The following is a 12,986-nucleotide window of genomic DNA, read 5'->3' on the forward strand; positions in this document are numbered from 1 at the left end:
TTCGCCTGATGAACTAAGGGAATGGAGGAAACAACATTGCATTCTCCGCGTCGTAATTTCTGTGTATCGTTTTTGCTCTCTTGTGTTGCATTCCTGTCTGCGCGAGTTGCCAAGGCTCTGGAGATCGTGTCCAGGTCTGACTGGCGTGCGAAGGACCCCGCTGGTCAGATGAAGCGCCACAATCCAATGCGAATTACCATTCATCATAGTGCGACAAAGCGGCGGCCAAGTGTCCCGCTCGATCAGAAACTGAGATCCTTGCAGGCGTTCTCGCAAAGCGAAGGTTTGTTGGCAGACGGAAGGCAAAAAAAACCTTGGGCCGATGTGCCTTACCACTTTTACATCGATGCGAATGGCGTCGTCGCTGAGGGTCGGCCGGTTGCCTTTGCCGGGGATACAAACACCAACTACGATCCAACGGGCCATATCGGAATTGCGGTGGAAGGAAACTTCGAGAACGAAGTGCCATCGACATCTCAGTTAGACGCCCTTGTCGAACTAATTCAACTACTTCTCGATGAATACGATTTGGAACCCGACGCCATTGATCATCACGGTTCGTTTGCAGCTACTGCGTGTCCTGGCCGCAATCTTGCAACCTACTTACCAGAATTAAAATCACGTGTGTCGGGTTATAATGGAAAACCTGAACGCGGATTAAAACTCCCGAAACCCGAGAAAAGACCAACTTCGCAAGACAGTCGGTAACCGTGACGATACTGTCGGCACTGCCAACTTGTTTACGCGTTCTGAACTGGTTCCGCGTCAGGCATGAACTTCCAACCGCATAGCTCGGGATGAGCAATCTGTCGAACACGAACAAACGCTGGTGCATCTATCTTGTGCGGCTGTGGCAATTGCATTGAGCATCTCAGTTGAACTCATTTTTTGGTCAACTTGTCCGAATTTCAGGGGGCGCAAAGCTTCGTCGCCAAGGTCTGGATTGGACTGTGAGCAGCCGATCATGGCCACCGCGGAGAACGGCGATACTGAACCCAAATCACCGGATGCTGCGACAAGCACGAGACGCAGTGAAGCTCAGTAAGCGCGCATTGCGTATCTGCTGAGTATTGACCGGGTCGTTTGAGAGCTAGATGAGGCATCATCAAGAGAAGAGTTCCGATTCAGCCATCCCAATTATGTCAGTTCTGAGGGGCTTGAACTAACCCAACACCAATAGAGTCTGCGTCAGAGGCAACCAACGACGATTTGACTGCTAACGGTACCAGGAACGAGGATTGAACCATCTTCGCGCAGCTTCTGGGTCCACAAAGCGGCTGAACCGGCGACGTGTGGCGTTGCCACACTGGTGCCACTCATAGCCGTCCAACCGCCACCAACTTCAGCAGAAAGAACAACTACGCCTGACGCTGCCACCTGAGCCCGGCCATTCGAGAACGGGGCGACATCCCAATTATTACCCACTAACCCCGCGGCACCAAACGAGAATAACTCAGCGGCAGGCAATCCTGCGTCCAACACAAAACCCGGGCGACTGCCTTCATTTCCTGTCGCGACAACCATGGCTAAGTTGGGGGACTGAGATTCCAAGAAAGCGCGCAGCGTCGCGATACCTTTGATAATGTCCGCCTGTTGCCGCATCGCCGCCGTGGCAGCAAGTGCAGGATCATCGTCCTTGGCAATCAAACGATTGGTATTTCCGGCGAGATCGTAACCAAGTGGCATAGACACTTTGCTGGCCTTTTGCTCCATAAGGCAGCGTCCAGCGCGGGGCGGTCTTCGAAGGTGCCGATGGCAGGTTCCATACCGTGACTGGCGACCAGATTTGCTTTCTCGGTGTCTCCGACCAAAGCCCGCACTCCTGACGCACTCCTTTGCCCGAGAATGCGAAGTGTCTCCATTCTGGTGCTGCCCGTACCACCGGTGATGAGAATGCTCATTCCGCTACCGCTGCCCAGATCGCCAGTTCGTTGCCGTTGGGATCGATAAAATGGAACCGCCTCCCACCGGGGAATGAATAGATGTCTCGAATGATGGTGGCGCCAGCCTCTTTGACTTTGGCCAAAGATGCTTTGAGATCATTGGAAAAGAGTATCACCAAGACGCCTGGTTTTTGCACTGGCGTCTTGTCCTCGCCGTTAAAGCCCCCGTCAATGCCTGCACCGCTAAAGCTCAGATAGTTTGGACCCCATTCCTGAAAGTCCCAACCAAAGACTGAAGCATAAAATTGCTTTGTGGCTGACGGGTCCGTGAGTGGAAATTCGATGTAGTTGATTGTGTTGTGTCCATGCGCCATCAGGCCAACCTCTTTTACCTTGTTGGCAGGACAATAACATTTTCCTATTGTGAAGAGATCAGAAATATCGGGATTGCCCTTCCAAATATGGAAATATGATGGCCAGCTACGACGCGATTGCTATCTTTGCTCAAGTTGCAAAGTCTCTCAGCTTCACTGAAGCCGCTAGGGTATTGGGAATGCCGTTGTCATCGGTGAGCCGCAAAGTATCCGAGCTGGAGGCTGATTTGAACACCCGCCTGATCGACCGGAACAAGCGTCAAATCCGCCTAACCGAGGCGGGCCAGACTTATCTTGAACTCTGCCGCAAGGGGCTCGAAACGATCAGCTATGCCAATCGGGTAATGACCGACAGGCATAGCGACACGGCTGGAACGGTCACAATCACGGTGCCGCCGAATTTAGTGGAGGTGCTGTTTCTGGAGGCCGTCGAAATCTTCCAACTGCACTATCCAAACGCGCGGCTGCGCATTCTAGTATCGGAACGATTGCTCGATTTTGTCGATGATGGAGTGGACCTTTCTTTTCGCGTTGCTCCACCAGAAGAGCCTGACCTGGTAGTCAAGACATTGCTTAGATACCGACACCGGTTGCTCGCCTCGCCAGGTTACGTTGCCGCTAATCCGTCACTTCGCCAGGCAACGGATCTGCAAGATCACAAAATCATAGGTTTCGGGTTCCACTCATCCCGCGATGTGAACTGGATGCTTTCCAGGCGGGGGCAGGTTGAAAACATCCGCTTTGAACCCGACCTTTCCATAAATGACTACGCCGCTATCAGGGCGGCGGTTCTGGCGGGCCACGGCATCGGCGAATTGCCGGAGCCGCTGTGCCAAGAGGAGTTGCTGACGGGGCAATTTATCGAAGTGCTTCCGGAGTGGTCTTTTCCAGAAATCAAACTCTTCGCTGTTCATGCAGGAAATGCGTCTTTGTCGAAACTTGCACGGCTGTTTCTAGATACAGTGATTGTAAGCCTGAAGAGATGAGTTGAGTACAACACGTTACTCAACTGCACTTTCTTCTCCGAAAACGCTGAACGAACACAAGCCGGTTCGACTTCTGCGAACGGCTTACCCGCAACTCGAAAACTGCAAAGTCGAGTTGTGAATGTCCGTTTTGGGCTGCGACCTGTCGAATGCCACTGCATCATGTTGGTGGAACGGCATTTGTGGCTCAGGGCTCTTAAGACCGCTTAGTGGACGTCGCAGAGAAAGTCGGCTGCGAGCCCAAACTGACCCCTTAGCGGCGCAAGACACCCGGTCGTTTTACGTTTCAGTAGTCGGCAAAAGCCTATGTCGAGAGACGCCGCGTTATCTGAATCGGGAACAAGATATGAAATCGCAATCTACATTGTCCTTGACCGAAAATGGACAGTTCGAATTGTGGGTCAACGAAGCGGGCCGAGACAAGTTTCTTGAACTTCTCCAATCGCTTGACCGAGATGACGAGCACTTTCACATAGCGCCAGAAGGTTATGATGGGGACTGCGCTGTTTCAGAAATCCCTTATCGCAATACAGACCTTGTTCTTTCTTGGGGAAAGGCGTTGTTTCGCCCAGATGAATGGGATCGACAGTATTTTCCACATGTAATGGGGAAAGAAACCTGAATAACTGTTTCGCCTGAAGAGCTTTCATAAACCATTGCAAATAGGGGGCCGCAGCGCCGAGAGTTCGCTCTGAGCCCTATGCGCCGTGCCTGAGGTGATTGCAAGTTTGGCAACCCAAAATGCCCTCAGCCTGAAGATACATCTAAGCCGTCGAGTCGGTGACGATAGAACGCGCAACTAACTGTCGCCTCAAGGTGACTGGATGGTTGCGTTCGGATTCGAGTTTTTGTTCAAGATATTTAGAATAACAGGTCATGCAAAAACAAATGGACCAGTAAAGCAATCCAACAAACAAAAACAACTCCCAAACAACGCCATTCCAAACTACTTCGGTCCTGATTGCCTCCAATATTCCGAGTGGGTCAAAGAAACCCATCGCCGCAACAAGTGTCGTGTCCCGAAACACCCCAACAGCGGCTAGAACCATCCATGGCGACAGCGCCCTGAGTACTTCGGGAAGAACGACTAACCAGATAGTCTTCCTTTGGCTAAATCCCAAAGCACTCGCCACCTCCCATTGCCCTTCAGGGATTGCTATCAGCCGCTCGTGGATTGCCCCCGCTATCCGAGCGCCAGTGTGAAATGCAATCACGGCTACTCCTCGAAGTATCTGGTCAACGTAAGCTCCAGGGGGCAGGAGGAGGTTGGTCAATAGAAAAACCCCAAACAGCAATACAATGAGCGGAACGCCTCGAGCAAACGCGATGATAGACGCGAAAGCGGCTCTACAGGGTCGAATGAGAAACCGTCGTCCCAATGCCAGTGCGATACCGGTCGGGATTGCTAGAGTGATCCCAGAAACCGCGAGAATGAATGTGAGCAACAGGCCACCAAACTGGCGAGAATCAACAACTTCAATCCCGAGGCCGCCACAAATGAGGTAGTAAGCTATGACAGGATACAGGGCGGAAAAATATAGCATCTGACGTGGCAATGACTTGAAAACAAACGGAGCGAGCGCTGCGAACAGCAGGACCAGTGCTGTGATTGGCCGCCAGTAAAGCTCGGATGGATAGAAGCCGAACAGAATTGCGCCAACTCTTCCCTTGAGAACCCCCCAACATGCACCATGCGCCTCCGGACCATGGGCAACCTCGACAATCTCTTTACATTCGGCAAGAGACTCTGCGTTCCAGACACCATTGAGTCCCGCCCAAACAAAAAAATTCCACAATAGGGTCACTATGAGAGCGATTAGACTTAGCGACAGCAAACTGTTGGTTACACCGTCAAACAAGTTTTGTCGTAGCCAATAGCGAACGAAGGTGATTGAAAGAAATTTTTTAGATGGTGATTTTTGCGCAGCAGTGATGCTTGTCCTGTTGGGTTTGTAAATCATGACGGAACATTCTCCGCAAAAGGCGATGTCCGCAAGGTTCGTTTTGTCAGCTCACCTGCAATTTGACATCTGGTTCTGAATGTCCGGAATGCGCGACAAAGCAGACCTTCAACATGGATTGGGAGCTCGCTCACTTGCCTGCGAAAGAGCACCCCAAAGATTTCTTTTGAACGCGCTTTGCAGCGTGCGCTGTGATCCGCTGAAAGCCATTTCGTCATTGCCGGTTGGAAAACAACTCAGCCGGAAGCGAGCTTACCTATGTGGATTCCTTGAACCATCTAATCGAAAGCCTGACCAAGATGCGTAGAGCACAGACGGTTTTTTACACCTCTGTCAAGTTGACCATGCGTCCAGGTTTCGCTGAACGAATTGATCGATGGAAGTTGGCGCCGAGCCGGTCAATTTGAGCACGTTATTGGTGACGCGATCCTCCGATCCGCCCGCGATTGCACCGTCCATAGTGGCCAGCGTTTTTGCATACTCTTCGGGTAGCCCGTGCTTCTGATGACGTTCCGCCAGTTCGTCGACGGTTAGGCGATGGTGGATAATCCGCCGTCGCAATTGACTACTTAGCGTCTTAGCAACCACATCATAGGAAATCGCTTCGGGACCGGTAAGTATATAGTCTTTGTATTTTATAGCCGGAGTGACCAGCAAAGCCGTTGCGCAGGCTGCAATATCGCCCGCATCGATAAAGCCAACTCGACCGTCACCTGTCGCTGTGTAAATGGTAGACTCTTCGCGAATGTGATCGCGGTGTTGAAGTTCCGAGAAGTTCTGCATGAACCATGTTGGCCTCAAAACTGCCCATTCTGGTGCGTTGGAGCGCAGCCAGGCGTGCACTGCTCCCATCATGGGTCCGCCTTCATCCAGCGACGAAGCACTCAGCAACACAAAGCGCGTGACGCCTGAAGCTAGTGCTGCCTCCAGCCCCGCCTGCATTGCTCCCAATGAATCCACAGTGTCCGTGGGTGCTACGAGATAAACGGTACCGACACCTTCGAAAGCATCGTCGAACGTCGAAGGGTCTTTCCAATCGAAGCGTACCTCATCTTTGTTTTGAGGATTGCGCGTTCCGGCGCGAGGGGAGAGCTCCATTGCGCGCAGCTGCTTGACAACGCGGCTGCCAGTCTTTCCTGTGCCGCCGGTGACAAGAATGGGCTTAGTCATCGATAAAGTCCTCCAGCTTCGATTTCAGAGTTTCGATCCCTCCAACGGCATTCAGCAGAACCAGAGGGTTCCAGTAGTCGCGGTATCGCACGATGCGTCCGTTCCTGACCTCAATGACCGAGAGGTAATTCTGGTCATAGCGCCCGGCCTCGCCTTTACCTTTGCAAGAGAACTCCAAAACGTAGGTTTCACCGTCTTTGCAAACGTGAGTGATTGCAGGGCTCATGGACTCAAAGCTGATGAGGCTGCCAGCCTTCGGTAGATAGGCCGCCATTATGTCTCGCCCTTGTAGCTTTCGCACAGATCCTTCTGGTGAAAACGGGAACTCGAACACAATCTCTTCGTCACACATGTCCAGGAAGTTCTCGTCAGCGTCTGCGACGATTGCATCCCCGAGGGCATTGCGCAGCATCGCTCCAAAGCTTGGTATCGTGTTTGTCTCAGACATGTTCTCTCCTAACCTTGTGTTGATCCCGTATTGGAAGGGTTTCGATGTGAGTGGTGACTGGGGTCATGACTCTTTTCCAAGCTGCATGATGAGAACACCTGCAATTGACAGCATTGCACCTGTGATGCGGAAGAAATCTGCGGGTCTAGAGTCGTTCCCCAATAGACCGTTCTGATCGAGGATAAGCGCCATCGTCATTTGTCCGGCGACAACAGCTGCAATAAAAGCGGCAGCCCCAAAGCGTGGGATCAGAACCATGGTCGCCATCACGTAAACGACACCGATCACGCCTCCGACCCACGCCCAGGGAGGAGCCGCATAAAGAGAAGATAAGCTTGGCAATGTCGGGCGAAGACAGGCAATACCGACAACCAGACAAACGAATGATATTCCAAACGACAACAGAGTTGCCCAAAGGGGGTGGCCGGCAGCACGGCTAAGCTCAGCATTCATTCCGGCATGAATGGGTATCAAGGCGCCGCAAAGCAGAGGCGCAAACCACAGAAGAGCGATTTTCGGATCCATCTTCGCGTCCTTTCTGCAAATGCCACAAACGGGTTGCAGTATCGCTCGGATTGCTTCAATCTGCGACGGAACGATACCGTTTCGTCCTATATAAGGGAGAATCACGATGGAACGCAAGTGTTCCGACGTAAAAAATGTTGATCGCCCACGTCGGAAGCCCGCCGGGGCCGCCGTTTTGCAAGACACGGTAACGGAAGCCATCCAACGCGCCTTGTTCGAGGAGTGGGCGGAAACGGGGTATTCCGCTCTTCGTATGGAGCGCATCGCGGCCCGCGCAGGTGTCGGGAAGGCGGCGCTCTATCGACGGAGCAAATCCAAGTTTGATCTTGTGACCGAAGCGGTGAAATCAACGGCGACGCGCATCACCCCAATTCCGGACACCGGGTCCTTTGAGGGTGACGTCGCCATGCTGTTACGCCGGATGGCTGCAACCCTGCGGCATCCACTTGTGCGCCGCATTCTGCCAGACCTGCATGCAGAGCACGCACGTTCTGATGAGCTTGCCGAGTTGCTTGAGAGTGTGACGCGTGATCGAAGGGCCCAAGCCATGATCATGCTGGACAGGGCATTTGAGCGCGGTGAGCTTTCCCAAGACACGGATCGGCAGATGGTTCTCGATATGCTTATCGCGCCGCTCTACTGGCACGTCATTGTCCAGCACCGTTCAACCGCTCCGTCTGATTTAAAAAGGTTCGCAGGTATCGTTCTTGGCGTTTCGAAGTGAACACCCGAATTGGATTGAGCGCTACTCAGCACTCCAAGCAAAATCATTTGTGTATTATGGAACCAAGTTTTGGTGGGCGATCGCATAATTGAGCGCCTCCAGATCCTCAGCCAATTGGCTGAATGAGATTGGCCCGCCAAGGCAAACCCTGACCGCTTCTTCAGGTGAGCCTGTCACGGTAAAGGCGTTGCTTGGCATAATCCCCACTTGTCGATTGGCCATGACGCTCATCACATCTGCACGAGTGGAACCTTGGGGCAGTTTCAGCCAGATATTGAATGCCTCATTGCTGCTGTTGAAGCTCTGATTGCGCATGATCTCAGCAGCAAGATTTTGTCGGCGCTTCGCTTCAACTCGAATGAATTTTTGAACGGCTGTCGCGGTTCCATCCTCTATCCATCGGCACATCAGTGCCGTCGTGATAGGCGAAGCCATCACATTTGATGCTTGCAGCACCCGTGAGAAGTGGCCTTTCGTTACACCCGACGGGGCCACGGTGAGTGCCAGCCTCAAACCTGCGCCCAGGCATTTGGAAAGACCGGCGATGTACCATCCTAATTCTGGTATATGTTGCGAAATTGGTGGAGGTGCATCTGAGGACACAAATCGATTGGCGTCATCTTCGACCAATGGCAAACTGTGTTTCTGCAAAATGGACGCGATTTGCTCACGTCGACCTTTTGGTATCGTAAGTGTGAGGGGGTTTTGCAGGGTCGGGTTCAGGTACAGCGCCGAGGGTGCGTGTTCCTGAATGGAGGCATCCAGCTCTTCCGGGAGTATTCCGCTGTCATCTGATCTCACTCCTACAAGCCGGATGCCGAGCTGGCCCGCGATTGCACGAATGCCCGGGTAGGTCACGCATTCGCAAAGCACTGTCTGTCCGGGTTTGGTGAGCAATGTCAGGATCGAAAGAAGGCTGGAATGTGCTCCAGGCGTGATAGCCAATTGATCCGCCGCCACGTCTATACCATTGATACTCATCCATCGGGCAGCAGTTTCCCGGTCCTGTCGGCTGCCAATGACGGATTGGTAGCGGAGTAGGGGGACAAGGTTCGCCGCAACATGCGCAAGACCCTGTTCCATTCGAGCCACCAGAGCTGGATCATCTGGCTCTGGTGGCATGTTCATATTTGGGTCTTCTTCAAGCGCACGTCGGGGATCCGCTTGTTCTGTTGTCTTTTCTGGTTGCCGGACAAACGAACCGCGACCGACAAACGTGTCGATATACCCTCGCTTTGCCGCCTCTGAATAACCGCGTGAAACGGTTGTGAAATCCAAACCGACAGTTTTTGCGACACTGCGCTGGGGCGGAAGCCTGTCGCCTGCTTCAAGAACGCCTGTCTCGACATCGTGCCTAATCGCCTCAGCGATCTGAATATAGAGCGGTTTCCCGTTGTCGCTGAGATTCGGCGTCCAGGTCTTCAAAGATGCATTCCAGTCATTGCAGCAGATTGATGCAGACACCTTCGCACGAAAATTAGATATATTTCAACGCAATATCGATAGAGGAGCATTATTGATTGCTTATTGATTGCATTTTGATTGGGCATGGGTTATCTGGAACGCCAAAGAAGGAGATCAAAGATGTCCGAACTTACATGCGACGGCCACGGTGACAGCGAAGATCGTCCGATCAAGCCCGCGATCATCAATGGGATGAAGTTGAAGTGCCCCAAATGCGGGGAAGGCAAGCTGCTGCACAGCTACATCAAAGTGAATGATGAATGTTCGAGTTGCGGCTTGGATTTGAGTTATCAGCGGGCAGATGATGGGCCGGCATATCTTACGATCCTGATCATCGGTCATATCATGGGGTTCGCACTGCACATAGCTTGGGTGACATGGCGGCCGGAACCGTGGGTGCTGGCACTCAGCATGTCGGTGATCGCAGTCGCCAGCGCCCTGGCTCTTCTGCCGGTAATGAAGGGTTTGATTGTTGGCTATCAATGGGCCAAGCGCATGCATGGGTTTTAAGAAAGTTGGGCACCATCTGGTGCAGCAACCCAATGCATTGAAATGGCCGCTCCAGGTGGGAGCGGCCATTCCCTTTGTCGAGTTAATTCAAGTTGTTTGAAATGGTACTTTAGGCTGCCAGCGCGACCGAGTCCTTTCCTGCGTGGACTCTTAGTGGGCAGGTGCTGTCCGTCACCGCTCTCCAGATTGCCTGAACGACATCTTCTGCAAGAGTGAATTCCTTCCCCTCAGCGTTCATGAATGCACCCATAATATGCTCGACGAATGGTTTGTAGTCTTCGGGCGTGTCATTTGATTCAGCCATCAGCGCCATCGCGTTCTTGCCGAAATTCGTTGTTGGCGCCTGACCGGGCAGAACGATATGGGCGCGAATACCCAAAGCGGCCAATTCAAGCGCCAGACATTCGGTGAAGGCGTTTACCGCGGCTTTACTGGCTGTATAGACCGGAGCCAGCGGCAACGGTTTGAGAGTGACGCTGGACGAAACGTTGACGATCGCGCCAGAGCCTTTGGCGCGCAATTGTGGCAGTACGGCACGAATCATTTCTATAGTGCCGAACGTATTGGTCTCAAATATCCGGCGCAGGTTTTCTTGGGATGTTCCTTCGAAGGGGGATAGCCAGCCAACACCTGCATTGTTCACCAGGGCGTCGATGGGGCCGGCAGCTTTCACGGCCTTTTCAATACTTTCGCTGTCCGAAATATCCAGTCGCAGGATTCTCAAACGATCCGAGGTCGGCAAAAGTGTTTCGTCAGGTTTGCGCATTGTAGCAATAACGGACCATCCCTGTTCGAGGAAGTAGCGCGCGGTTTCAAGTCCAAAACCCGAAGAACATCCTGTGATCATTACAGTATTCATGGCAGCATCTCCTTTTCGCCAATGGTACTAAGGTAGACAGCCAGATCAGTACTTTATATAATCCAAAATCCAAAAAAGGTTACTTTTAGTCCAAAATGGTAGATCCGTTCTCCGAAATCATCTCCCTCCTTCAGCCAAAGGCGTCGTACTCAAAACTTGTGCATGCGTCTGGACCGTTCCGGGTGCCCCGGGACGATGTGAATGAAGCTTTTTACTGCTCACTTCTTACAGGTCGAGCTTGCCTGGAAGTCGAGGGAAAAGAGCCTTTAGTATTGAATGCCGGAGATTTTGCCCTGGTCCCCGCGGTCAAGTCATTCACCTTCTCCAGTTTGGACCCACTTCCGGCGACTGACCTACTGAGCCGTCCGGTGGAGGGTGAAGACGGAATCTTCAAGCTTGGACCGCCCGACGCCGAACCAGTGGTTCAGCTACTCATAGGACACTGTACCTTTGCCAGCCCGGATGCAGAGCTTCTGGTCGCACTATTGCCAGACCTGATTTTTGCGCGAGGTGAGGGACGACTGGCGACTCTCACAGAACTTGTCCGAGATGAAGCACGCGCGAACAGGCCGGCGCGAGATGTGATCGTCGAGAACTTGTTGCAAGTCTTACTGATTGAAGCCTTTCGTTCTGGCGCTGAACCGGGGCCGACGGCAAACCTTTTATGCGGTCTAGCGGATTTGCGAATTGGTCCCAGCTTGCGCGCAATGCATTCGGCACCGGCTCACGGTTGGACCGTTCAAGCGCTTGCGAAGGAAGCAGGGTTGTCTCGCTCCGCATATTTCACCCGGTTTGAAAAACTAATGGGGCATCCCCCGATGACTTACTTGCAGAATTGGCGAATGACGCTGGCAAAGCATATGCTCCGCACGGGCGAACTCAGCATTGCAGAAATCTCCGCCGAAACGGGATATGGGTCTTCCAGTGCGTTCAGTACTGCATTTTCCCGTCGCGTTGGGTGTCCTCCCGCTCGCTATTCAAAAACCTCTGCAGAGTAGCTTTTCTTACCGCTCCTGGGAGTGATGCAGGCAGCGCCTCGTGTCGCGACCTGCCTATTGGTTTGACTCAATCCTTGGCGCGATACGCATCCGGTATCACAAACACTTCGTCTGCGCGGCCGTATCCACCGTCTTTCACCTCTTCGATCAGGACCATCGTGGTCGGGCGCACAATCTCTCCAAAGAAGCTGACCATCAGGTCTGTTGTTTTATGGATAAGGTCCTCTTTTTGATCTTCTGTCAGCGACGCCTGCGGGAGTTTGTAGTTGGCAAATGGCATTGGATTATCCTTTCAGGGAGGTTTCAGATGACGCCGCCATTAGCGCGAAGTGTTTGACCACTGATCCAACGGCCATCAGGCCCGGCCAGAAGTGAAACAACGGCAGCGATATCATCGGGCGTTCCAAGTCGACCAAACGGATTCGATTTCTTGATGTTTTCGATCATCGCTTCGGGTTTTCCTGTGATGAATAGGTCAGTCTCAACCGGCCCCGGCGCGACGGCATTCACGGTGATGCCGCGCGGGCCCAGTTCTTTGGCCAGCACATGAGTCATTGCTTCCACCGCGGCTTTTGTCGCTGCGTAGATACCGTATTCCGGTTGATAGAGACCAACTACGCTGGAGGAAAGGCTGACAATCGCGCCACCTTCGTTCATGCGGTTGGCTGCCTCTCGCATACCACGAAACACACCCCCAATATTGATGGCGCAATGCGCTTCCAAGTCGGCATCAGATGTGGATCCAATCGCATCGAGGCGCATAATGCCCGCGTTGTTAACCAGAACATCGACAGAGCCGAATTCTTGTTCTGCAACATCGAACAACCGCGGCATGCAGGAAGTTTCGGAAATGTCACCTCGGACTGCGATTGCTTGGCCGCCCGTGTGTTTGATTGTGTCTACGACCTGGGTCGCACCGGTTTCATCGCTTGCGAAATTGACGACGATTGAATGGCCATCTTGAGCCAAGCGGAGTGCGATCGATGCGCCAATCCCCCTGCTGGAACCGGTCACAATTGCGGTTTTCTGTCTATGTGTCATGTCAATCTCCTTTCTGTTCCCAGCGAAGATAGACGTGAAGATT

The 12,986-nt window shown here is 52.8% G+C and carries 16 protein-coding genes; 6 read left to right on the forward strand and 10 right to left on the reverse strand.

Annotated features, from left to right (window positions below):
* Positions 1–21 precede the first annotated feature (21 nt).
* Positions 22–708 carry a peptidoglycan recognition protein family protein gene (locus tag ACR0IM_RS21595; protein ID WP_480683196.1) on the forward strand — a complete coding sequence of 229 codons (687 nt, stop codon included), beginning with the start codon at positions 22–24 and terminating at the stop codon, positions 706–708.
* 480 nt (positions 709–1,188) lie between these two features.
* On the opposite strand, the gene ACR0IM_RS21600 is transcribed toward ACR0IM_RS21595, so the two are convergent.
* Together ACR0IM_RS21600 and ACR0IM_RS21605 are read right to left on the reverse strand one after the other, a co-directional pair.
* Positions 1,189–1,713, reverse strand: a complete 525-nt coding sequence (locus ACR0IM_RS21600; protein ID WP_480683197.1) for a S8 family serine peptidase — start codon at positions 1,711–1,713, stop codon at positions 1,189–1,191.
* 184 nt (positions 1,714–1,897) lie between these two features.
* Positions 1,898–2,257 carry a VOC family protein gene (locus ACR0IM_RS21605; RefSeq protein ID WP_480595723.1) on the reverse strand — a complete coding sequence of 120 codons (360 nt, stop codon included), beginning with the start codon at positions 2,255–2,257 and terminating at the stop codon, positions 1,898–1,900.
* 98 nt (positions 2,258–2,355) lie between these two features.
* Between ACR0IM_RS21605 and ACR0IM_RS21610 the strand changes: the two genes are divergently transcribed.
* Entirely contained in the window at positions 2,356–3,243 is an 888-nt protein-coding gene (locus ACR0IM_RS21610) for a LysR family transcriptional regulator (RefSeq protein WP_480683198.1), read from the forward strand.
* A gap of 346 nt (positions 3,244–3,589) precedes the next feature.
* Complete coding sequence (locus tag ACR0IM_RS21615; protein ID WP_480643145.1) at positions 3,590–3,865, forward strand: hypothetical protein; 276 nt, start codon at positions 3,590–3,592, stop codon at positions 3,863–3,865.
* 142 nt (positions 3,866–4,007) lie between these two features.
* Here the strand turns inward: ACR0IM_RS21615 and ACR0IM_RS21620 are convergent, their stop codons facing one another.
* The 4 genes from ACR0IM_RS21620 to ACR0IM_RS21635 form a co-directional block, all read right to left on the reverse strand.
* Positions 4,008–5,204 carry an ABC transporter permease subunit gene (locus ACR0IM_RS21620; protein ID WP_480683199.1) on the reverse strand — a complete coding sequence of 399 codons (1,197 nt, stop codon included), beginning with the start codon at positions 5,202–5,204 and terminating at the stop codon, positions 4,008–4,010.
* A 333-nt stretch (positions 5,205–5,537) separates the two neighbouring features.
* Positions 5,538–6,374: an ergot alkaloid biosynthesis protein gene (locus ACR0IM_RS21625; protein WP_480683200.1), complete on the reverse strand. Its 837-nt coding sequence runs from the start codon at positions 6,372–6,374 to the stop codon at positions 5,538–5,540.
* Positions 6,367–6,822 (reverse strand): nuclear transport factor 2 family protein, encoded by a 456-nt coding sequence (locus ACR0IM_RS21630; protein WP_480643148.1) that lies wholly within the window; start codon positions 6,820–6,822, stop codon positions 6,367–6,369. Before ACR0IM_RS21630 ends, ACR0IM_RS21625 begins: the two co-directional genes overlap by 8 nt.
* A 63-nt stretch (positions 6,823–6,885) precedes the next feature.
* Positions 6,886–7,347: a DMT family transporter gene (locus ACR0IM_RS21635; RefSeq protein WP_480643149.1), complete on the reverse strand. Its 462-nt coding sequence runs from the start codon at positions 7,345–7,347 to the stop codon at positions 6,886–6,888.
* 106 nt (positions 7,348–7,453) lie between these two features.
* Here ACR0IM_RS21635 and ACR0IM_RS21640 point away from each other — a divergent pair, with 106 nt between their 5' ends.
* On the forward strand, positions 7,454–8,071 hold the full coding sequence (locus tag ACR0IM_RS21640; protein WP_480643150.1) for a TetR/AcrR family transcriptional regulator: 618 nt from the start codon (positions 7,454–7,456) through the stop codon (positions 8,069–8,071).
* A gap of 54 nt (positions 8,072–8,125) precedes the next feature.
* Here ACR0IM_RS21640 and ACR0IM_RS21645 read toward each other — a convergent pair whose 3' ends face one another.
* Positions 8,126–9,496: an aminotransferase-like domain-containing protein gene (locus tag ACR0IM_RS21645; protein ID WP_480683201.1), complete on the reverse strand. Its 1,371-nt coding sequence runs from the start codon at positions 9,494–9,496 to the stop codon at positions 8,126–8,128.
* A gap of 159 nt (positions 9,497–9,655) precedes the next feature.
* Between ACR0IM_RS21645 and ACR0IM_RS21650 the strand changes: the two genes are divergently transcribed.
* Positions 9,656–10,045: a DUF983 domain-containing protein gene (locus ACR0IM_RS21650; protein ID WP_480683202.1), complete on the forward strand. Its 390-nt coding sequence runs from the start codon at positions 9,656–9,658 to the stop codon at positions 10,043–10,045.
* A 109-nt stretch (positions 10,046–10,154) separates the two neighbouring features.
* On the opposite strand, the gene ACR0IM_RS21655 is transcribed toward ACR0IM_RS21650, so the two are convergent.
* Complete coding sequence (locus ACR0IM_RS21655) at positions 10,155–10,904, reverse strand: SDR family oxidoreductase (protein ID WP_480643152.1); 750 nt, start codon at positions 10,902–10,904, stop codon at positions 10,155–10,157.
* A gap of 95 nt (positions 10,905–10,999) precedes the next feature.
* Between ACR0IM_RS21655 and ACR0IM_RS21660 the strand changes: the two genes are divergently transcribed.
* Positions 11,000–11,902: an AraC family transcriptional regulator gene (locus tag ACR0IM_RS21660; RefSeq protein ID WP_480683203.1), complete on the forward strand. Its 903-nt coding sequence runs from the start codon at positions 11,000–11,002 to the stop codon at positions 11,900–11,902.
* A 67-nt stretch (positions 11,903–11,969) separates the two neighbouring features.
* Here the strand turns inward: ACR0IM_RS21660 and ACR0IM_RS21665 are convergent, their stop codons facing one another.
* Both ACR0IM_RS21665 and ACR0IM_RS21670 read right to left on the reverse strand, forming a co-directional pair.
* Positions 11,970–12,182 (reverse strand): tautomerase family protein, encoded by a 213-nt coding sequence (locus ACR0IM_RS21665; RefSeq protein WP_480683204.1) that lies wholly within the window; start codon positions 12,180–12,182, stop codon positions 11,970–11,972.
* A 23-nt stretch (positions 12,183–12,205) separates the two neighbouring features.
* Complete coding sequence (locus tag ACR0IM_RS21670) at positions 12,206–12,943, reverse strand: SDR family oxidoreductase (RefSeq protein ID WP_480683205.1); 738 nt, start codon at positions 12,941–12,943, stop codon at positions 12,206–12,208.
* Positions 12,944–12,986 lie beyond the last annotated feature (43 nt).

This window comes from Ruegeria sp. BF6 (genome assembly GCF_056538665.1).